This window comes from Agrobacterium sp. H141, assembly GCF_057158725.1.
Genome location: NZ_CM169893.1, coordinates 1,364,005 through 1,385,129, shown reverse-complemented (window position 1 = coordinate 1,385,129; position 21,125 = coordinate 1,364,005). Strand labels below are relative to the sequence as shown.

At 58.2% G+C, this 21,125-nt stretch carries 22 protein-coding genes; 14 read left to right on the top strand and 8 right to left on the bottom strand.

The genetic code is table 11. The features are described 5' to 3' along the window. Positions 1 to 94: 94 nt before the first annotated feature. The gene (locus ACWPM9_RS06295) at positions 95 to 892 is read right to left on the bottom strand and encodes an inositol monophosphatase family protein (protein WP_484757118.1); all 798 of its coding nucleotides are present in this window, start codon (positions 890 to 892) and stop codon (positions 95 to 97) included. Positions 893 to 1,273: 381 nt separating this feature from the next. Here ACWPM9_RS06295 and cysP point away from each other — a divergent pair, with 381 nt between their 5' ends. The 7 genes from cysP (at position 1,274) to ACWPM9_RS06260 (ending at position 7,230) form a co-directional block, all read left to right on the top strand. Next, a complete protein-coding gene (gene cysP, locus ACWPM9_RS06290) occupies positions 1,274 to 2,260 on the top strand; it encodes a thiosulfate ABC transporter substrate-binding protein CysP (protein WP_428188874.1) in 987 nt (328 codons plus the stop codon). Between the two features lie 95 nt (positions 2,261 to 2,355). Further along, complete coding sequence (gene cysT / locus ACWPM9_RS06285) at positions 2,356 to 3,177, top strand: sulfate ABC transporter permease subunit CysT (RefSeq protein WP_428188875.1); 822 nt, start codon at positions 2,356 to 2,358, stop codon at positions 3,175 to 3,177. A gap of 4 nt (positions 3,178 to 3,181) precedes the next feature. Next, positions 3,182 to 4,072: a sulfate ABC transporter permease subunit CysW gene (gene cysW, locus ACWPM9_RS06280; protein WP_428188876.1), complete on the top strand. Its 891-nt coding sequence runs from the start codon at positions 3,182 to 3,184 to the stop codon at positions 4,070 to 4,072. Beyond that, entirely contained in the window at positions 4,069 to 5,088 is a 1,020-nt protein-coding gene (locus ACWPM9_RS06275) for a sulfate/molybdate ABC transporter ATP-binding protein (protein WP_484757117.1), read from the top strand. The genes cysW and ACWPM9_RS06275 overlap by 4 nt, the downstream gene beginning before the upstream one ends. A gap of 130 nt (positions 5,089 to 5,218) precedes the next feature. Next, entirely contained in the window at positions 5,219 to 6,337 is a 1,119-nt protein-coding gene (locus ACWPM9_RS06270) for a DmpA family aminopeptidase (RefSeq protein WP_484757116.1), read from the top strand. A gap of 117 nt (positions 6,338 to 6,454) precedes the next feature. Continuing rightward, positions 6,455 to 6,856 carry a group II truncated hemoglobin gene (locus ACWPM9_RS06265; protein ID WP_428188879.1) on the top strand — a complete coding sequence of 134 codons (402 nt, stop codon included), beginning with the start codon at positions 6,455 to 6,457 and terminating at the stop codon, positions 6,854 to 6,856. 5 nt (positions 6,857 to 6,861) lie between these two features. After that, entirely contained in the window at positions 6,862 to 7,230 is a 369-nt protein-coding gene (locus ACWPM9_RS06260) for a DUF423 domain-containing protein (RefSeq protein ID WP_484757115.1), read from the top strand. Here the strand turns inward: ACWPM9_RS06260 and ACWPM9_RS06255 are convergent. From ACWPM9_RS06255 to pobA, 4 genes are all read right to left on the bottom strand, one after another. Next, a complete protein-coding gene (locus ACWPM9_RS06255; RefSeq protein WP_428188881.1) occupies positions 7,216 to 7,617 on the bottom strand; it encodes a VOC family protein in 402 nt (133 codons plus the stop codon). The two genes, ACWPM9_RS06260 and ACWPM9_RS06255, sit on opposite strands and share 15 nt — an antisense overlap. Before the next feature lie 51 nt (positions 7,618 to 7,668). Continuing rightward, positions 7,669 to 7,926 (bottom strand): hypothetical protein, encoded by a 258-nt coding sequence (locus ACWPM9_RS06250; RefSeq protein ID WP_484757114.1) that lies wholly within the window; start codon positions 7,924 to 7,926, stop codon positions 7,669 to 7,671. Next, positions 7,926 to 8,321 (bottom strand): DUF2325 domain-containing protein, encoded by a 396-nt coding sequence (locus ACWPM9_RS06245; protein WP_484757113.1) that lies wholly within the window; start codon positions 8,319 to 8,321, stop codon positions 7,926 to 7,928. Before ACWPM9_RS06245 ends, ACWPM9_RS06250 begins: the two co-directional genes overlap by 1 nt. Before the next feature lie 206 nt (positions 8,322 to 8,527). Then, complete coding sequence (pobA, locus tag ACWPM9_RS06240; protein ID WP_484757112.1) at positions 8,528 to 9,697, bottom strand: 4-hydroxybenzoate 3-monooxygenase; 1,170 nt, start codon at positions 9,695 to 9,697, stop codon at positions 8,528 to 8,530. Between the two features lie 102 nt (positions 9,698 to 9,799). Between pobA and ACWPM9_RS06235 the strand changes: the two genes are divergently transcribed. Further along, positions 9,800 to 10,699 carry a helix-turn-helix domain-containing protein gene (locus ACWPM9_RS06235; protein WP_484757111.1) on the top strand — a complete coding sequence of 300 codons (900 nt, stop codon included), beginning with the start codon at positions 9,800 to 9,802 and terminating at the stop codon, positions 10,697 to 10,699. A 3-nt stretch (positions 10,700 to 10,702) separates the two neighbouring features. Here ACWPM9_RS06235 and ACWPM9_RS06230 read toward each other — a convergent pair whose 3' ends face one another. Then, positions 10,703 to 11,080 (bottom strand): FliM/FliN family flagellar motor switch protein, encoded by a 378-nt coding sequence (locus ACWPM9_RS06230; protein WP_484757110.1) that lies wholly within the window; start codon positions 11,078 to 11,080, stop codon positions 10,703 to 10,705. A 185-nt stretch (positions 11,081 to 11,265) separates the two neighbouring features. Beyond that, a complete protein-coding gene (locus tag ACWPM9_RS06225; RefSeq protein WP_428188887.1) occupies positions 11,266 to 11,700 on the bottom strand; it encodes a hypothetical protein in 435 nt (144 codons plus the stop codon). A 266-nt stretch (positions 11,701 to 11,966) separates the two neighbouring features. On the opposite strand from ACWPM9_RS06225, the gene ACWPM9_RS06220 reads away from it, so the two are divergent. The 4 genes from ACWPM9_RS06220 (at position 11,967) to ACWPM9_RS06205 (ending at position 18,677) form a co-directional block, all read left to right on the top strand. Continuing rightward, entirely contained in the window at positions 11,967 to 13,331 is a 1,365-nt protein-coding gene (locus ACWPM9_RS06220; protein ID WP_484757109.1) for an NAD(P)-dependent oxidoreductase, read from the top strand. Between the two features lie 23 nt (positions 13,332 to 13,354). Next, positions 13,355 to 14,668, top strand: coding sequence for an NAD-dependent dihydropyrimidine dehydrogenase subunit PreA (gene preA / locus ACWPM9_RS06215; protein ID WP_484757108.1), 1,314 nt, complete (start codon positions 13,355 to 13,357; stop codon positions 14,666 to 14,668). A gap of 244 nt (positions 14,669 to 14,912) precedes the next feature. Next, positions 14,913 to 17,606, top strand: coding sequence for a bifunctional diguanylate cyclase/phosphodiesterase (locus ACWPM9_RS06210; RefSeq protein WP_484757107.1), 2,694 nt, complete (start codon positions 14,913 to 14,915; stop codon positions 17,604 to 17,606). 135 nt (positions 17,607 to 17,741) lie between these two features. Next, positions 17,742 to 18,677 carry a DMT family transporter gene (locus tag ACWPM9_RS06205; RefSeq protein ID WP_484757106.1) on the top strand — a complete coding sequence of 312 codons (936 nt, stop codon included), beginning with the start codon at positions 17,742 to 17,744 and terminating at the stop codon, positions 18,675 to 18,677. Here ACWPM9_RS06205 and ACWPM9_RS06200 read toward each other — a convergent pair. Next, positions 18,663 to 19,331: a TetR family transcriptional regulator C-terminal domain-containing protein gene (locus tag ACWPM9_RS06200; protein ID WP_428188892.1), complete on the bottom strand. Its 669-nt coding sequence runs from the start codon at positions 19,329 to 19,331 to the stop codon at positions 18,663 to 18,665. The two genes, ACWPM9_RS06205 and ACWPM9_RS06200, sit on opposite strands and share 15 nt — an antisense overlap. 298 nt (positions 19,332 to 19,629) lie before the next feature. Between ACWPM9_RS06200 and ACWPM9_RS06195 the strand changes: the two genes are divergently transcribed. Beyond that, positions 19,630 to 20,883: a Zn-dependent hydrolase gene (locus tag ACWPM9_RS06195; RefSeq protein ID WP_484757605.1), complete on the top strand. Its 1,254-nt coding sequence runs from the start codon at positions 19,630 to 19,632 to the stop codon at positions 20,881 to 20,883. A 40-nt stretch (positions 20,884 to 20,923) separates the two neighbouring features. Beyond that, the gene (locus tag ACWPM9_RS06190; protein WP_484757105.1) at positions 20,924 to 21,118 is read left to right on the top strand and encodes a hypothetical protein; all 195 of its coding nucleotides are present in this window, start codon (positions 20,924 to 20,926) and stop codon (positions 21,116 to 21,118) included. Positions 21,119 to 21,125 lie beyond the last annotated feature (7 nt).

Sequence of the window (21,125 nt, the reverse complement as noted above, 5' to 3'; positions counted from 1 at the left end):
AGCATGTTTGTCACAGCGCACCCACCACAAGAGAATCAGCGTTACCGCATATATAATGACCTCAGGTTGCAGCAAATGTCTGGTGCGAAACTGACTACACCGTCAAAGCCTTGAACTGAGCGGCCGCCTGCGGTGCGCAAGCGAATGCCGGGCCTCTGCTGGACAACCCGTTTGCAACCAGGAAATCATCGGCCACACCACCGGCCTCGGTCACCAGCAACAGGCCCGCAAGGCAATCCCAGGATGACAGCTGTGGTTCGTAAAAACCAAGATAGTGACCGGCCGCGACATGAGCGAGCGACAGGGCCGCAGATCCGTTGCGCATATGCATACCGCCGGCCGAAAGAAGGCCCTCGATCACCTGCCCCACATGGCGGCTCTGTTCCGGACGACTGGCCCCGACCACGAAAAAACCACCCGACAGCGGCGTTTCGAAATCGACCGAGATGGGGCGATCGTCGCGAAAGGCCCCTGCCCCTTCGGCGGCATGATAGAGCTGGCCCGTCATGGGGTCATAAATGATCCCGATCACCGGCCGCCCCTCCTTCAGCACCGCAATCACCACACACCATGACCGCAGGCCATGCAGAAACGAGGACGTGCCGTCGATCGGATCGATCACCCAGGTATAGTCGCTCTCAGCCTCGCTCTGCCCATGCTCCTCGCCCACCAGTCCATCGAGCGGAAACGCATTGGCAATCTCGGCGCGAATCAAGCGCTCCACCTCACGATCAGCCTCGCTCACAAGATCCTGACGGCTGGTTTTGACCTCGACCTCAAGCGTTTCGTAATTCTCGAAATATTCTTTCGCCTTCTCGCCAGCTTGGCGGATGATGCGCTTTCCCGAGTTGAGACGCGCAGCAATGCCACGTTCGAGATCCTGTTCCTGCATGAGGTTTTTGCTTTCTGGGGTGATTGTCTCCGATTGCGCGACGGCGATCGGCTGGTGGGGAGAATAGCGACGGAAGAAGCTCGGTATACAGAACTGTTGAATCTATCGGTACAGCGAAAACGCGCACGGCTGGTAGCGAAAGAGTGACACGACGCTCCACAGACCCAATTAATAGCGATTTATGACGGACGCATGTCGCTTTCGCCTCGAATATAACCGTTCAACACGAGCGTCCCGCCTCCCTTTGGAATGGCTATCGCCCTTCGGGGCCAGATTGAGAGCAAATTTCTCCAATCTCCGGCAATCGCAGGTCAGCGCTTTCTCGTCGCTGAGCTGCCGAAGCTGTAGTTTCCGCTCCACGACATTCGTCTGGAGATTTTCATGAAACGCATTCTCATCATCGGTTCGGCCATTGCCGCCCTTCTCGCCGGCCAGGCATCCGCCGAAGAACCGAAGACCCTTCTCAACGCCTCTTACGACATCGCCCGCGAAATATTCGCCGCCGAAAACGAGGCTTTCGTCAAGGAACATCCCGGCATCACCATCGACCAGTCGCACGCCGGCACCTCGAAACAGGCCCGTGCCATCGTCGAAGGACTGGAAGCCGACGTTGTCACCTTCAACCAGGTCACCGACATCGATTTCCTCGTCAAGCAAGGCTTTGTCTCGGACGACTGGCAGAAAGACTTCCCCAACAACGCCTCGCCCTTCTACTCCTTCCCGTCCTTCCTGGTGCGCGCAGGAAACCCGAAGAACATCCGGGATTGGGACGACCTCGCCCGTGACGATGTCCAGGTGATCTTCCCCAACCCGAAGACCTCGGGCAATGCCCGCTACACCTATCTGGCTGCCACCGCCTACGCCAAACAGGCCTTTGGCGGCGACGAAGCCAAGGTTGAGGAATTCGTCAAGAAGATCTTCGACAACGTTCCGGTCTTCGACACGGGAGGCCGCGCAGCGACCACCACATTCGTCGAGCGCGAAACCGGTGACGTGCTGATCACGTTCGAAGCTGAAACGCGCGGCATTGCCAAGCAATACGGCACCGACAAGGTCGAGCCGGTGATCCCGTCCATGAGCCTGCTGGCTGAATTCCCGGTGGCCATCGTCGACAAGGTGGTCGACAAGCGTGGCAGCCGTGATCTTGCCAAGACCTATCTCGACTTCCTCTACACCGAGGAAGGCCAGCGCATCGCCGCCCAATTCGGTCATCGCGTGCAAAACGAGACGGTTGCAGCTGAATTCAAGGATGAGTTCCCGGCAATCAAGCTCGTCAATGTGGACGACGAGTTCGGCGGCTGGGACAAGATCCAGAAGGAGCATTTCGGCTCTGGCGGCATCCTTGACGGCATTTACGGCAGCCGTTGATCGGTCTGAAATCGAACCAAGTTCAAACCCGGCGGTTCTCTGCCGGGTTTTCCCCATGAAGAAGAACAAGCGCCCGTGACAACAGGAAGCACATTGTGAGACGCAACGTCCTGCCCGGATTGCACCTATCGCTCGGGATCACCCTTTTCTATGTCGGTCTGATCGTCGTGCTGCCGCTGGCAGCCCTGATCTACAAGGCCGGCAGCCTGGGTCCCGCTGACTATTGGGCGATCATTTCATCGCCGCGCTCGCTTGCAAGCTATCGCGTAACCGCCCTGTCGGCCTTGGCCGCTACCGCTTTCAATCTCGTATTTGGCCTGGCGCTCGCCTGGGTGCTCACACGTTACCGGTTCCCCGGTCGCCGCATGATCGATGCCATGATCGACCTGCCCTTTGCCCTGCCGACGGCGGTTGCCGGCATCGCACTGACGGCGCTATTTTCCACCAATGGCTGGTTCGGTTCGATTCTGTCGGATGTCGGCATCAAGGTTGCCTATACGCCGATCGGCATCATGATCGCCATGTGCTTCACCAGCCTGCCCTTCATCGTGCGGACCGTGCAGCCGGTGCTGGAAGATCTCGATCCGGCACTGGAAGAGGCGGCCCAATCGCTCGGCGGCTCCGACTGGACGATCTTCCGGAAAGTCATCCTGCCGCTTCTGATGCCAGCACTTCTGGCCGGCACATCGCTGTCCTTCGCCCGCTCGCTCGGCGAATTCGGCGCCATCATCTTCATCGCCGGAAACCAGCCCATGTCGACAGAGATCACCGCCCTGCTCATCTATATCCGCTTGGAAGAATATGATTATCAGGCAGCCGCCGCGATCGCCTCGGTGCTGCTCCTGACGGCCTTCGTCATGCTGGCCGTTACCAACTGGCTGCAGTCGCGCGCCCTGCGCTACACGGTGAGAGGATGACCCGATGAGCTCCGCCTCTTCCCGCAAAACGCCGCCGCGTGTTGGCGATGGTCCTGTCTTCCGCCGGGTGCTGATCGGTATCGTGCTGATCCTCGGCGCGCTGTTGATCCTTGCTCCATTGATCGTCATCGGTGTCGAAGCCTTCCGCGAAGGCGTCGGCGTCTATCTGGCCACCTTGAAGGACCCGGACACCCGCCACGCCATCATGCTGACAGTGATTACCGCGCTGATTGCCGTGCCGCTCAACACGGCATTCGGTGTCGCAGCAGCCTGGGCGATCACAAAATTCGACTTCTGGGGCAAGCGCCTGCTGCTGGTGATCACCGAGATCCCCTTCTCCGTCTCGCCCATCGTCGCCGGTGTGTCCTATCTCTTCGTCTATGGCCTGCAAGGCATCTTCGGTCCGCTGCTCGACGCCTATGATGTGAAGATCCTCTTTGCCCTGCCCGGCATCGTGCTTGCCTCGATGTTCGTGACAGCCCCCTTCGTCGCCCGCGAACTGATCCCCCTAATGCAGGCGCAGGGTCGCGATCTCGAAGAGGCCGCCACCTCGCTCGGCGCGTCTGGCTGGCGCACCTTCTTTTCGGTGACGCTGCCCAATGTCAAATGGGCGCTGCTCTATGGCGTAGTCCTGTGCAATGCCCGCGTCATGGGTGAATTCGGCGCTGTTTCCATCGTATCGGGCAATATCCGCGGGCAGACCAACACGCTGCCGCTCCATATCGAGCTTCTCTATCACGACTATCAGGCGGCCGGCGCCTTCGCCTCTGCCTCCGTACTCGCCGTGATTGCCGTCTTCACCATCATCGCCAAGGTTGCGCTGGAGCGTCAGGGCGCAGGTCGCCGCTCCAAGCTCGCCAACCCGTCCAACGCTGCCAATGGGGCAACACCATGAAAATCCGCCTGGAAAATGTCGTCAAGACCTTCGAAACCTTCCGCGCCGTGCGCGATGTCTCGCTTGAAATCGAAAGCGGCGAGCTGGTCGCTCTGCTCGGCCCCTCGGGCTCGGGCAAGACCACCATTCTGCGCATGGTTGCAGGGCTGGAATATTCCGACAGCGGCCACATCCATTTCGGCGATCAGGATGCCACCGACATTCCGGTCCGTGATCGCGGCGTCGGCTTCGTCTTCCAGCATTATGCGCTCTTCCCGCACATGACAGTGGCCGAAAACATCGGCTTCGGCATGGCCGTGTCGAAGGTGAAGCGCTCCAAGGCGGAGATCGCCAGCCGCGTGACAGACCTGTTGCGCCTCGTGCGCCTCGAAGGTCTGGGGGACCGTTTCCCGGCACAGATTTCCGGCGGTCAGCGCCAGCGTGTGGCGCTTGCCCGCGCGCTGTCGGTCGATCCAAAGGTCCTGCTGCTGGATGAGCCATTCGGCGCACTCGATGCCAATGTCCGCCACGATCTGCGCCGCTGGCTGCGCGAGATCCACCGCGAGCTGGGCATCACCACCATCTTCGTCACCCATGACCAGGAAGAGGCGCTGGATCTCGCCGACCGCGTGATCATCTTGAAAGACGGCAAGATCGTGCAGGAGGGGACGCCGCGCGAGGTCTGCCGCGATCCACGCGATGCCTTCGTCCTGAACTTCCTCGGCGATTCAAACCGGATCAGTGCCACCGTCACGAAGGGTCGCGCCATCGCCGGAGATACGGATGTCGCCGCGCCCGGCATTCCGGACGGCCCCGCCAATATTTTCGCCCGTCCACGCGATCTTGACTGGTCGCCAAAAGGTCCCGGCATCAGGGCGACAGTGACCCGCGTCCTTGACCGCGCCGGAGAACGCCGCGTGATTGCCGAAACGGAGAACGGCGAAGCCCTGGAATTCGACCTCGATCCCGAACGCGAGGTCACGGCCGGTGACATCGGCTACGCCACACTGCACCGCGCCAAGGTATTCGCCGCCTGAAGGTTGCCCGGTCAAAGCCGGCACCATCTCAGCCGACAGCCGCGCGATTGGCCTGTCTCACTGGAGACTCCACTGGCGAATATTGGATCGATCCTGCTAGACATGACATCGGTTTGAGCAGGAGACACCGATGACGATTTCAGCGCCCCATCTTTCGACGCCATCGGGCAAACCGCGCGCGCGTCGTTTTGCCATTCCCTTCGATGGCGAAGCCGGACCACACAATGCCATTACCGATGTCCCTGGCGTTGCTGTCGGTTACAAGACGCTGATCAGCGGCGATGGCGAATTGAATGTCGGACAAGGACCGGTGCGAACCGGCGTGACGGCCATCATCCCCCGTCCCGTCGACAAGCTCGACATTCCGCTCTTTGCCGGCATGTTTTCGCAAAACGGCAATGGCGAGCTGACGGGGTCTCATATCATCGAAGAGATCGGTGCCTTCAATTTTCCAATCACGATCACCAACACCCATTCCTGCGGCGTGACGCGTGACGCGACGCTGCGGTGGATTCACAATGTGCGGCCGGACGTGATCGACACCGCCTGGGGCTTGCCGGTCGCCGGCGAGACCTATGACGGTTTCCTCAACGATATCAACGGACACCATGTAACGGCTGAACACGTGTTTGAGGCACTTGAGAACGCGGTGGAAGGTCCGATCGAGGAAGGCAGTGTCGGTGGCGGTACCGGCATGATCACCTGTAATTTCAAGGCTGGTTCGGGCACGTCCTCGCGCATCGTGCGGTGGCAGGATCAGAGCTTCACGCTCGGCGCATTCGTTCAGTCGAATTTCGGCCAGCGTCGCAATTTGACGATTCGTGGCAACCGCGTGGGTCCCGATCTTGTGGAGCCAAAGCTGATCGAGCAGTCTACCCGCGCCGAAAAGGGCTCGATCATCGCAATCATCGCCACCGACGCGCCGTTTTTGCCGCATCAGTTGAAACGTCTGGCACGCCGCATTCCGCTCGGTATCGCCATGACCGGTGGCTATGGCTATCATTCCTCCGGCGATATCTTTCTGGCCTTTTCAACGGCCAATGCTATCGGTGCCACCGCTGAAAGCGGTCGCTTGGCAACGGCTGATTTCATTCCGGACGTCGACATCGACCCCTTCTTCGATGCCATCGTCCAGACGGTCGAGGAAGCGATCCTCAACAGCCTTGTCGCCAATGAGGACATGACCGGTCGCGATGGGAACTTTGTACCGGCCTTGCCGAAATCCTGGCTGGAAGAGCATTACGGTTAGGCAGCCAGCCGTCCGGTCTCCGGACGGCGCCAAACATATTGCCGCACCGCCAAGGTCATCATTGCCGATGTGCCGTCGAAGCGGATACAAACAGGCAAACATCGGCAGGACGGACCCTTGAGCGAAGACGACGGCAAGACAATCACCCTTTATGAAGCGATTGGCGGAGACGATACCGTCAGAAAGCTCACCCACCGTTTCTATGAGCTTATGGATACGCTTCCGGAAGCCGCGCGCTGCCGTGCCATCCACCCGAAAGATCTCTCCGGCAGTGAGAACAAGCTCTACGAATATCTGTCCGGATATCTGGGCGGTCCCCAGCTCTACATTGAAAAATATGGCCACCCAATGCTGCGACGTCGCCACTTTGGTGCCGCGATCGGTACCGCTGAACGGGACGAATGGCTCTTGTGTTTTCAGCGCGCCATGGACGAAACCGTAGACCATCCGAAACTGCGCGAAATCATCTGGGCGCCAGTGGAGAGACTGGCGCACCACATGCAAAACAAGGACGAGTGACGAAAATGGGTTTTTTGGAACGCAATCAACCGTTCATCGTGCTGCTGGCTGGCCTGATCGGGGCCTGTGGCGTGGCACTGGCGGCATTGGCAACCCATACGGGCGCGAGCCTTCTCGGCCCTGCCTCCACCATGTGCCTGGTTCACGCACCCGCCATATTTGCCCTTCTGGCGTGTGCCGAAAAACTGGGGACTGCGCGTCTGTCGGCCATTGTGCTGGCCATTGGCACAGTGGTTTTCGCAGGCGATCTGAGCTTGAAACAGTTTTATGGAGTCAGCCTTTTCCCCATGGCAGCACCGTTGGGCGGGCTGACAATGATTGGCGGCTGGCTGATTGCTGCCGCCGGCGGCCTGTTCAGATCAGGCCGCTCGTAAGACCGCAGAGGTCACCGGGCTTCGAAACAACAATAGATTTCCATGCGGGTCACGCACATGGAAGCTTGTCACGCCGCTCTCTTCGCAGACATCGCGCATCGAGCTGGCAACACCGCGCTGTGTATATTCGTCAAAAAGTTCGACCGCATTGCTGGCGCGGATCATCACAGAACTGTTGGCTGCAATCTCGTGATTTTGGCAAAGCCAGAACCACAGTTCCATACGGCCACGGCGGAAGACGCAATAATCTTCGCAATGCGCCTGAACTTCTTCGAAACCCATATGGTTCACGTAGAAGTCTTTGGTTTGATCGAAATTCATCGAGGGAAGAATTGGCAGGACGTCGACAGAGTCGAGATCCATATTGACCGGAGGTTTCGCACCCATGCGATTGGGTCCTTGAGAACGGGCCGAGACCGGAATGGCCAAATCGAACGATCACCCGCTTCTGCGGCTTGCGTTCCTTTGCCATTGCGGCACTGGGAAGTTGATAATCGTCGCAGACATGTCAAACGACATGCGTAACATGGTACTGCCGGCCCTCTCGTGCAAGGCCGGTATCTTCACGATTTCGGCAACCAGGGCCGAACTGGTTAATGTATCGTTTTGCACGTCATTATACGCACCCCGCCCGTCTTCACAATCATTGCCGGCGCGTTTGCGCAAATCGCCCTGCACAAATTCGTCATCGTCCATCAATTTTGACCCTTGTCATTCAATGTCTGCAGCGCGCGCTCCAGGCTGGATTTCGAACCATTGCGCAATGGAATGAATGTCTTCCCGAACTTCTTGCAACCCGTTTTGACCCTGAGACACGCATCGTGGCTGATACAGTCGATGGGGCAGAACACACAGTCGACGGATGGCAATACGGTATCGATCCGGGAAACCGCCTCGCGCAATCCGCCATCGTGATGGATGAGTTCAGCGCCAAAATTGCTGGCGATGCGCCTTAGATGCGCAACCTGGCAATCACGTCCGCCGACATAGAGGAAACTGCGAATATCCAGCGTCCTGCTATCCTCGCGCGCCGCCGGCTGAACGGTCTCAATACTCTTGCTCGCCTTCGGCTTTCGTCCTTTTTTCGCCATTGGATGGCCTCCCTCTTCTGCTCTGGTCCATCAAGGATTCGGTGAAGTCGAGGCAGACACTACAAAACTTGAATTTTTGAGTAAAGATTAAACTTGATAATTTTCATCACCTTTATTCGGGTGATGCATTTTACCGCAAAAGCGAGCTGAGGCGAGCGTGCTCGGAACGCTGCCTCAGGGTCTTGTGGATTGCCGTCTTGTCGATTTCAGTACGGAAGCCCGACATAATTTTCGGCCATGGCAGTTTGCGCGGCAGTGGACGAGGATAGAAAATCCAGCTCTGCCTCCTGCACTTTCTGCCCGAAATCGCCCTCATCGGGAAAGCGATGCATGAGCATGGTCATGGACCAGGAAAAACGCTCGGCCTTCCAGATCCGCGCCAAGGCGCGTGCAGAATAGCCGTCAATGCCGGCACTGGAATGATCGGAATAGTAATCCCGAAGGCCATCGAACAGATAACGAATATCGGATGCCGCCAGGTTCAAGCCCTTGGCACCCGTTGGCGGCACGATATGTCCGGCATCCCCGGCCAGAAACAGACGCCCGAAGCGCAACGGCTCGGCAACGAAGGACCGAAGCGGCGCGATGGATTTCTCCAGCGAAGGCCCGGTGGTCATCGCCTCGGCGACGGGACGGGGCAAACGTCTGCGAATCTCATCCCAGAAAGCCTCATCAGACCATTGCTCCACCTTGTCGGAAAGCGGGACCTGAACATAGTAGCGCGAGCGGGTATTGGAGCGCTGCGAACAAAGCGCAAAGCCTCTTTCGTGATTGGCGTAGATCAACTCATGATGCACCGGCGGCACATCGGCGAGCAATCCCAGCCAACCGAACGGATAGACCTTCTCATAGGTCTTGAGCCCCCGTCCCTCCACGGCTGCGCGGCTGGGACCGTGATAGCCATCGCAACCGGCAATGAAGTCGCAGTCAATCCGATGCGTCGTGCCATCTTTCTCGTAAGTGACGTAAGGTGCACCTCCCTCAAAGTCATGGGGCGTGACATTGGCAGCGTTATAGATCGTCACGCCGCCTTCGTGCGCGCGCTGATCCATGAGATCCCGCGTCACCTCGGTCTGGCCATAGACCATCACGGACTTGCCCGTCAGACCTTGCAGATCGATGCGCTGATGGCCTCCGGCGAAGGCGAGCGAAAAACCGTCATGGACAAGGCCCTCCTCATGCATGCGTTTGCCGGCACCGGCCTCATCCAGCATACCGACCATACCGGCTTCCAGCACACCCGCTCGGATCCGTCCCAGAATGTACTCTCTATCCACCCGATCTACGATGATATTGTCGATACCGGCATGGGACAGCAGCTGTCCGAGCAGCAGTCCGGACGGGCCTGAGCCGATGATGGCAACCTGTGTACGCATGATCATATCCTCCTGCCTTAAGGATAAGAGGGCACGACTTGCATTCAATGGAATATTCCGCCAATTATTTGGACAATTCAACCATCGCCCGGACACCAACCGATGAACCAGCGCATACCGACCTATAGTCTCTATGGTGAGGAAACGGCCTCTGCACGTGAGTTCTGGATGCATGCCGAGTCGATTGCGAGCCGCAGCCGGTTGCACCAGTGGAAAATCAACGCACATCGCCATGATGCGCTATTTCAAATTTTGCACATCCGCAAAGGCAGCGGGATAGCGGTTTTGGGCGACGTTCAGCAGCAATTATTGGCACCCTGCGCCATCGTCATCCCCGAAGGCCATCGCCACGGCTTTACCTTTTCCGATGACATTGACGGCGCAGTGATCACCGTTTTGGCCCGTCATTTCCCCATATGCCGGCCCGGTCACCCCGGCCTTGGCGACTGGCTTCATTCGCCGCGCCTCGTCTCGATAAAGAGTGAACACGACGATGCCCGCTACCTGACAGAGACCCTGGACAGGCTGGAAAATGCGATTGCGGAAGGAAGCGCCAGACCCGTGGTCATGGCAGAGGCTCATCTGGCAACGGCCCTGATGTTGCTGCGACGCATGGAAGCGCCAAACGTCTCGCCGGAAGAAAATCGCGACAGATCGCGCTTCGACGCATTGATGGCATTGATACAGGTCGGTTTTCGGGAGCGCTGGCCCGTCGACGTTTATGCCAGCCGGCTCGGCCTTTCAGTCACGCATCTCAACCGCATTGCCCATGCCTTTGCGGGCAAGCCCGTCAGTCACCTGATCGCCGAGCGACAGATGACGGAGGCAAAGCGTGAACTGGTCTTTGCACAGATTACCATCCAGCAGGTCGCCGATGCCTTGGGCTTTGAAGATCAGGCCTATTTCAGCCGCTTCTTTTCACGCCATGCCGGCCTGCCTCCACGGGCCTGGCGCGAGCAGGAACACCAACGCCTCACCAGAAACGTGGCGCCTCAATCGTAAGGTTCAGCTCTCAGTATTGATCGACAGCATCCGCACACCGATCAAATTATCGGCATCATCGGCCACGAGTTCGGCAAAGCCGATAGTGCGCCCGTTAACCTGCAGTTCGACCGGCTCGCCGAAATGTGTGTCGAGTGAGAAGCACTGGCCTTTGGAAGCGGCCATCAGTTTGGCAACCGAGATTTTCATCCGGCCGATCACCACCTCGACCTGAACCGGAATGTCTTCAACATTGCCGGGCCTGGCGGCGCGCTTGGCCACATCGATCATGAAATCACGTGTCGAAGACCCGCTCTGCGGGTGTATTTCACGCACAGGCAACGCCGTGCTGTCGGCGGAAATACCTATCGCATCTGACACACCGTGACGGTTGACGCTCATTTACAATACCTCTTGAAACGCAATGACTTTTTTTGGTCTAAGAGGTTGCTTTAGCGCGCAACGGACAAGGGTTTCAGTGCAATCAAATTTCAACCTTAACAGATGGTAAAAATCCACAGGCCACGGACGAGATCCTATGGCGGATAGCGGCTGCAATGAGACCTGAAAAACTGAGATCGACGATGTCAGTGCTTGTCCGCACGCCGCACGATACGCGCTTCGATTGCGCGAACGCTCTCCCCTCTCAGCCGCTTGAGGGTGCTGAGCGGAAAGGTGATCTGGCACAAGGCGTCGATAAAGGCAGGATCTTCGCGGTTTGAAAAGGTGACCGTCATCTCACCGTTTTCGACCTTGCGGCGGGCGCAGGTGATGAAAATTTCGCGTTCGCCCAGACACAGGTAAAAATGCTCCGGCAGATACTCCAACATGCTGGAATGGAGAACGGCACCGCCATCGGATAGACCGACGATCCGGACCTGAGCAGCCTGGAAGGATTTCACCCCCGCCACGGGAAAAACGGCGCGAGCCACAAGATTGGCTTTGCGATGGGTGGCATCGCTGCCGTCCACGCCTTCGTAAAATTGCGCCAGATAGTGTCGTTGTTTTTGAGTGGACGTCATGACGGCCTATAAGAAAATTTTAACGTTAATAAAGTGTGAATTTCTCTAGCAGCGCGCGAAGATGGAATCAATCCCGCGGCATAGCTCGTCCCCCGCCGATCGAGCGGCACCCGAAAGATCGCCCGTCGCACAATTCAAGGCGGCTGCGGACGCTTCAGAACACCGCATTCGCAAGGGTGAAATCGTTTTTTTACCGTTTGATAAATTTTAAAAACCGGGTTAGCCTCTTCGCAGTCGCACCACAAAAAACGATAGAGGGAACTGCGATGCGAAGACTGGAACCGGGCCTCAAGGCCGGGCGGCTTGACGCTGCCGAATACGAAAGCAACTTTTCCGACCTGCATCCACGGCTTGGCGACCACGAGGCCCTTGTTGCGTCAGACCGTTGTTATTTTTGCTACGACGCGCCGTGCATGACGGCCTGTCCCACCGCCATCGACATTCCGATGTTCATCAGACAGATTTCCACGGGCAATCCGATGGGATCGGCAAAGACGATCTTCGACCAGAATATTCTGGGCGGCATGTGCGCCCGCGTCTGTCCCACCGAACAGCTCTGCGAGGAGGCCTGCGTTCGCAATACCGCGGAAGAACGCCCCGTGGAAATCGGCCGCCTACAGCGCTACGCAACTGATATTGCCATTGCCGAGGGCCATCAATTCTACCAACCGGCGCAAGCGTCAGGAAAAAAGGTCGCCGTGGTCGGTGCCGGCCCAGCCGGTCTTGCCTGCGCGCATCGCCTGGCCATGAACGGTCATCTGGTCACGATTTACGACCACAAGGAAAAGGCAGGCGGCCTCAACGAATACGGCATTGCCGCCTACAAGACGCCCAATGATTTTGCCCAGACGGAAGTGGATTACATTCTCGGCATCGGCAATATCGACGTCATCAACGGCGAAATGCTGGGGCGCGATTTCACGCTCACTGATCTGAAATCGAAATTTGATGCCGTCTTTCTCGGCGTCGGTCTCGGCAACGTCAATGGTTTGAACATTCCAGGCACGGATACCAACGGCATACTCGATGCCGTGGAATTCATCTCCCACCTGCGCGAAGCCGATAGCAAGGCCGACATACCGGTCGGTCGCAATGTCGTCGTCATCGGCGGCGGCATGACCGCCATTGATGCCGCCGTCCAGTCCAAGCTGCTGGGTGCCGAAACCGTGACGATCTGTTATCGCCGCGGCAAGGAACACATGAATGCCTCCGAATTCGAACAGGATCTGGCAACCTCCAAGGGCGTCGTTATCCGCCACTGGCTACAGCCGAAGGAACTCGAACACGAACACGGCCATGTCAGCGCGATCAAGCTTGAATATACCCATCTTGAAAACGGATTGATGAAGGGCACCGGCCATATCGCCCAGATCGCCACCGATCAGGTTCTGGTGGCCATTGGTCAGAAGCTCGACACCTACGGCATGGACACACTGAAGACCGAAGGTGGCAAGATCGCCATCGACGCCGAGGGGCGCACCTCGCTGCAAGGCGTCTGGGCCGGCGGCGATTGCGCAACCGGTGGAAAGGATCTGACCGTCTCGGCTGTCGCCATGGGCCGCGATGCGGCCGAAAGCATCCATCGTTCTCTCGCCGCGCTCAGCGTGGCGGGGGCAAGTGCTGTCGCTTGAACCGGGAATGAGAGGATAAAATCATGGCTGATCTTCGCAATAATTTCGTCGGCATCAAGTCACCGAACCCCTTCTGGCTGGCCTCTGCCCCGCCAACCGACAAGGCCTACAATGTCGAGCGTGCCTTCAAGGCGGGCTGGGGCGGCGTTGTCTGGAAAACGCTGGGCGAGGAAGGACCGCCGGTCGTCAACGTCAATGGCCCGCGCTATGGCGCCATCTGGGGCGCAGACCGCCGTCTCCTGGGTCTGAACAATATCGAACTCATCACCGACCGTCCGCTGCAGATCAATCTGCAGGAAATGAAGATGGTCAAGAAGAACTGGCCGGACCGCGCACTGATCGCATCCATCATGGTGCCGTGCGAGGAGGAGAGCTGGAAATCGATCCTCCCCCTGGTTGAGGAGACCGGTGCTGATGGCATCGAGCTCAATTTCGGCTGTCCCCACGGCATGTCCGAGCGCGGCATGGGTGCCGCCGTCGGTCAGGTGCCGGAATATATCGAAATGGTCGTGCGCTGGTGCAAACAGTATAGCCGCATGCCGGTGATCACCAAGCTTACGCCCAATATCACCGACATCCGCAAGCCCGCCCGCGCGGCGAAATCGGGTGGCACGGATGCGGTGTCGCTGATCAACACGATCAACTCCATCGTTTCGGTCGACCTTGACAGCTTCGCCCCCAACCCTACGGTCGGCGGCAAGGGCTCGCACGGAGGATATTGCGGCCCGGCCGTCAAGCCGATTGCACTCAATATGGTGGCCGAGATCGCCCGGGATCCGGAAACAGCTGGTCTGCCGATCTCCGGTATCGGCGGCATTACCACCTGGCGCGATGCGGCTGAATTTCTGGTGCTGGGTGCCGGCAATGTGCAGGTTTGCACTGCGGCGATGACCTATGGCTTCAAGATCGTCGAGGAGATGATCACCGGCCTCAACGACTGGATGGATGCCAAGGGCCACCGTAATCTCGACGACATTACCGGCCGTGCCGTCCCGAACGTCACCGACTGGCAGTATCTCAACCTCAACTACATTGCCAAGGCCCGCATCGATCAGGATGCCTGCATCAAATGCGGCCGCTGTCACATTGCCTGCGAGGACACCTCCCACCAGGCAATCACCAGCATGGTCGATGGCCTGCGCAAGTTCGAGGTCATGGAAGACGAGTGCGTGGGCTGCAATCTGTGCGTTAACGTCTGTCCCGTGGAAAACTGCATCACCATGGTCGGTCTGGAACCCGGCGCGATGGACGAGCGCACCGGTAAGCCGGTCGACCCCAACTACGCGAACTGGACCACCCATCCCAACAATCCGATGGCCGTTCAGGCCGCGGAATAGCATCCTCCAGCGCCCGGCTCTGTCCGGGCGTTTTCTTGTGCACGCCCAAATTGACCAGGTTTGCGATGCACTGATACGCAGAGCCTCCGGATCGACACCCTGAACTAGCGCCACCTGAGTAGACTGCATTTCAACAGTCTGATTTAGAAAGCGTTCAACAATAGCGAGTACTTTAACGAAAATTCGTCGATGTGCTTCCAGCCCGTCGCCGTTATTGTTGGTGGGTCGGGGGGCCGGTCTTTAGATGACCACACGCAGAAAAGGCGATCTCAGCTGGGCGTCGTTTTATGCATCGATTGCATATTACGCACCGGCGTTTATCGTCGTCGTGGGCGTTTTCCTGGCTGTCACCTACGCAACCCATCAAAACGAAAAACTTAACCTCGAGAACCTTCGCACCAACACGACCGAGAGTCTGGGGCGCTTGAGGGCCGGCCTTGAAGGCAACATTGCCGCCAATATCCATATGATGCAGGGCATAGCGGCGACCCTTGAAGCCGAAGGCGATGTGATTGCGAAAGATCGCTTTGAAACCATCGCCCGGCACTTGCTCTCTCATCCCTCGCAGTTGATCAGTGTGTCCGCATCTCCTGATCTTGTCACACGCTATGTCTATCCAACCGGTGGATATATGGGGCATCTGAACTGGAATTTGCGGCGCGACGCCAAACAGCATGCCGCCGTGGCGAAGGTTCAAAACGAGGGAAAAATAGTGGTGACCGGGCCGATCACGCTGCGGGACGGCAAGACCGTTTTGGTCGTGCACTATCCCATAGTCCAGGAAACCGGTGCCGCCGGCCGCACATTTTGGGGCGTCTTGTCCGGTCTGGTCGATCTCGACAAACTATATGCCGACAGCGGCTTGCCGGCTGAAAGCTTGAATGTGGCGATTGTCGCCAACGAAGGCGAAGAAGGCACGACACACACGATTTACGGAAACCCTTCTGCTGTGTCTGACCATCCCGTCATCACGACCGTGAACTTCGGCACGGATCAGTGGCAGATCTTCGCGGTACCGGCATCCGGTTGGTATACAGCGCCGGCCAACGCGTTTCTTTTCAAGCTGCTCGCCTGCGTCATCGGCGTAATGATCATCGGACCGGTTCTTTGGGTCGCCAGTCTGCTGCGGGAACGCCAGGAAAACATATCCGCACTGCGTCAGCGCGAAGAAGATCTGCGGACCATCTCGCACCGGCTGGAAATTGCGCTGGAAGCCTCGAAGATCGGCGTCTGGGAACTGGATGTCGGTAGCGGCATACTCGACTGGGATGCGCGCATGTTCATGCTCTTCGATGAAAAACCGACGGATGGGCAGAACAATTATGCCACCTGGCGAGGCAGTGTTCATCCCGATGATGTGGAAGACGCAGAGCGTACACTCCACGAGACGATCAAAACCGGCCGTGACTTCACCAACGAATTCCGCATCGTCTGCCCCTCCGGCGAAGTCCGCCATATCCGCGCCTATGGCACGATGTATCGCGACTCGGCCTTCCGCAAGAAGATCGTCGGCGTCAATTGGAACGTGACGCGCGACATGCGCCTCCAGCAGGAATTGCGTAAGGCGAAATTGCAGGCAGACAAGCATAACCAGGAACTGGAACGTGCCCGCCAGCATATGGAACACAATTCGCTGCACGATGCGCTGACGGAACTGCCCAACCGCCGCTATCTCGATCAGCATTTGAAAGCAGCGGATGCCAGCGAGGGGCCGCACTCGACCTATACGTTACTCCACATCGACCTCGACCGGTTCAAGGAAATCAACGACACGCTCGGACACGGTGCGGGCGATGAGATCCTGCGCCATACCGCAGCACGACTGCGCGAAAACATCCGCGGCGGCGACTTTGCCGCCCGCATTGGCGGAGACGAATTCGTGGTCGTCTGCGCTGGCCGGATCGATGCGCCCAGATTCACGGACCTGGCGAGACGGCTGATCGATGCCGTCAACATGCCGGTCCGCTATTCCGGTCAGGACTGCCGTGTTGGCGCCAGCATCGGCATCGCCTCTCGCTCCAATGCGGACCTCAAGGCCGAGCAATTGCTGATCAACGCCGACATAGCGCTTTATGAAGCCAAGCGGCGTGGTCGTAACCGTGTCGAGCACTACACCGATGCAATGCGCTCCCTGGCAGTCGACAGCAAGCGCACCAATGACGCGATCTTGCGCTCTATCGAGAGAAACGAGTTTGTCGCGCATTTCCAGCCGCAATTCGATTCCCACACGCTGGAAATCGTGGGCGTAGAGGCACTGGCAAGATGGGATCATCCGGAAAAGGGCATGCTGGACCCCAGCCACTTCATCAAGGCGGCAGAAGAACTCAATGTCATTGCCAAGATCGACGCAGCCATTCTCGACCAGTCCCTGTTGCAGATGACCCGGTGGACGGCAACCGGCCTCCACATCCCCAAGGTCTCGGTCAATATCTCCGCCCAGCGCCTGTTCGACGACATGCTGGTGGAGCATCTAGAGGAACTGAATGTCAGGCCGGGAACCTTGTCCTTCGAGCTGCTGGAATCCATTTCTTTCGACGACAAGAATGAGAGCACCAACAAGGCGCTGGCCGCAATCAGGGCGCTGGGTATCGATATCGAAATCGACGATTTCGGCACCGGCTACGCCTCCATTCTCAGCCTGTTGAAACTCTCTCCGCGCAGGTTGAAGATCGACCGCCAGTTGACCAGGCCCATTCTTGAATCTGAGCCACAGCGTCGCCTGATCTCGTCCATTGTCGATATTGGCCGATCACTGAATATCGAAATCATCGCTGAAGGCGTCGAAACAATGGACCATGTGTCTCTGTTGCGTGATCTTGGCTGCCAGACACTTCAGGGCTACGCCCTGGCGCGACCGATGAGCGCCAATGATTTCGCCATTTTTGCCAAACAACGCAACTGGTTCCCCAGGCAGCCGGCATCCGGGTTAAGTGCCTGAGCAATCGGCTCCCCACCGCTCTGCACCAAAGTTTGGCGCAACCCGGACTTTCCCGGTCAGTATACTGCGTGATAGACCGGCGGGTGCGCGCAGCCGCCTGCGCTCGGCATTCCCGTCCGTGAGAACCCCGTTTCCATGACCAATACAGTCCAAAGCCGTCCGGCATCCCCACACAACAGTCACGCAAAGGGTGCGGAAAAACTGCGCGCGCATCTTGCCATGATGCTGTTTGCTGCGCTGATCGCCGGTTCCTTCTCGCTGGGCGGGATCGCCACGCAATATGCCGACCCGACGGCCATCCAGGCTCTGCGCTATTTCTTCAACATGTGCCTGCTGGGCGGACTTTACCTGATCATCGTGCGCAAGCCGATCAGATTGCCACCGCAGCCGGTAAGGTATCTGGCCTTCGGCGGACTGATGGGCATCTACATGCTCACAATGTTCATAGCGCTGGAGTTCACGAATCCGGTCTCCACCGGCGCGGTTTTCACCCTGATGCCTTTGATCAGTGCCGGCTTTGCGCTTGTTCTCTTGCGCCAGCGCACCAGAAGCGGTGTCCTGCTCAGCCTCGTGATCGCCGCCATCGGCTCCGTCTGGGTCATATTCCGCGGCGATGTGGACGCGCTTCTACGCTTTGATGTCGGTCGAGGCGAGATGATCTATTTCATCGGCGTTCTTTGCCACGCGATGTATGTGCCGGTCATCCGGCTGCTTGATAGGAAGGACCATCCGCTGCTGTTCGGTTTCTGGCAGTCGGTGGTCATATTTCTCATGCTGTTTGCCATCGCCGCCCCCGAACTTTGGGAAATCGATTACGCCAGCCTGCCAGCGATCGTATGGATCACCATTGCCTATCTCACCATCGCAACCACAGCACTGACGGTTTTTCTGCTGCAATATGCTTCCATGCGCCTGCCCGCGCCAAAGGTTCTGGCTTACGGCTATCTGACGCCGTCATACATCATTGTCTATGAGGGCCTTCTCGGCCATGGATGGGCCGCAGCGCCAATCTTTCTCGGTGCATTGGTCACGGCCGGTGGCCTGGTGGTAATGGCACTATTGCCCGATTGATCGGGATCTGGATGGCGCAGAGCCCATAAGGCTGCGAATGAAAAGACCCTCCAGAAACTCGGCAGCATCCTCGAAACGCGTCTCGCGCGCCGCGCCCTCGCCCAGCACCGCTCGCACCTGAACATCGAAATCGGCATAATGCTGCGTGGTCGACCAGATGGAAAAGATCAGATGGCGCGGATCGCAAGGCGCGATCTTGCCCTCGGCAATCCACACCTCGATGATCTGGGCCTTCTCATCCACAAGTTCCTTCAGCGGCCCATGCAGCATATCCTCGATATGCGGTGCGCCCTGAATGATCTCATTGGCAAAAAGTCGGCTTTCCCGGGGAAAATCCCGCGCCATTTCCAGTTTGCGGCGAATATAGGAGCGCAGTTCGTCTTCAGGATCGCCGATGGTGTCGAAAGCCCTGAGCGGCTCCAGCCAGTTCTCCATCACCCGATCGATCAGCGAGCGGTGGATCGCCTCCTTGGTGCGGAAATAATAGAGAAGGTTCGGCTTGGACATGCCGGCCACTTCGGCAATCTGGTCAATCGTTGAACCGCGATAGCCTGCGGTGGAAAAGACATCGAGCGCGGCTTCCAGTATGCGCTCTTCCTTTTCCTCTTGGATACGGGTCCGCCGGATCGTCTGCGCCGCCCTGGGTATGGCCATTATCGTCTTTCTTAACCGGCAATCGTCAAAGCTGAGCCTGACCTGCTGCCTTCATTTCCAGCACTGTTTTATTTTTATGCAATTATCCGCACACCACACTGTTTTTTCGCGTTTTCCGTCTTGAGTGCCGCGCCGGAAATTGTAAGGTTTACCAATCGGTCAAATTATCCGCGAGAAGTCCAACAAAGGCAACGTGCGATATAGCCGGCGTGAAAACAAAAACAAACGCGCCGCGGCCAGGGGAACGAAGGGAGACATGCAGCTTGCATGATCTCCGGAAAAACAGGTGAGGTTTATCATGGTGGCGGCACCCGGCGAAAACTTGCGCATCAATTCCGATCGTCTTTGGGATTCTCTGATGGAGATGGCCAAGATCGGTCCCGGCATCGCAGGTGGAAACAACCGCCAGACGTTGACCGATGAAGATGCCGAAGGTCGCTCGCTATTTCAGAAATGGTGCGATGACGCCGGCATGACCATGGGCGTCGACCGGATGGGCACCATGTTTGCCACCCGTCCCGGCACCGACCCCGATGCCCTGCCCGTCTATGTCGGCTCCCATCTCGACACCCAGCCCACCGGCGGTAAATATGATGGCGTGCTCGGCGTGCTGGGCGCACTGGAAATCGTGCGCAGCATGAATGACCTTGGCATCAAGACCAAACACCCGATCGTTGTGACCAACTGGGCCAACGAAGAAGGCGCCCGCTTCGCGCCGGCCATGCTGGCCTCTGGCGTTTTCGCCGGTATCCATTCGCTCGATTACGCCTATAACCGCAAGGATCCCGAGGGCAAAACCTATGGCGATGAACTGAAGCGCATTGGCTGGTTGGGCGAGGAAGAGGTTGGCGCGCGCAAGATGCACGCTTATTTCGAACTGCATATCGAACAGGGTCCGATCCTTGAAGCCGAAAACAAGGACATCGGCGTCGTCACCCACTGTCAGGGCCTGTGGTGGCTGGAATTCACCCTGACCGGCAAGGAAGCGCATACCGGTTCCACGCCCATGAACCTGCGGGTCAATGCCGGCCTTGCCATGAGCCGCATCCTGGAAATGGTGCAGACCGTGGCGATGAGCGAGCAGCCGGGCGCTGTCGGCGGTGTCGGTCAGATGTTCTTCTCACCCAATTCAAGAAACGTGCTGCCGGGCAAGGTCACGTTCACAGTCGATATCCGCACACCGAGCCAGGAAAAGCTCGACCGCATGCGCGCCAGGATCGAGGCCGAGGCCGCCAGCATCTGCGAAGCTCTGGGCGTTGGCTGTTCGGTCGAGGCCGTTGGTCATTTCGATCCCGTGACATTCGATCCAACGCTGGTCGAGAATGTCCGCAACGCGGCAGAGCGGCTGGGCTACAGCCACATGAACCTGATCTCCGGCGCCGGCCACGACGCCTGCTGGGCCGCAAAGGTGGCACCGGCCACCATGGTCATGTGCCCCTGCGTCGGCGGCCTATCCCACAACGAGGCCGAAGACATCTCCAAGGAATGGGCCACCGCCGGCACCGACGTCCTCTTCCATGCCGTGATCGAAACCGCGGAGATTGTGGAGTAGGCCTTATGGTACTGTATTCATTGTCAAAGAGGATGGATCGATGTCCGAAAAGCTCATCGACGAGACCCTCAAGCGCATGCAGGACACGCTCGCCCTACATACCCAGAATCGCCTTGAGACGAAGGAGCGGCTGGGATTTCTCGACCAACAGTATGCGCGCATTTCTCGGCGCGGTGACCCTCCGGGCGAGCGCCTCGAACGCGTTGAAAAGCACCTCGACCTCGCGGACGTTTGATTATGTC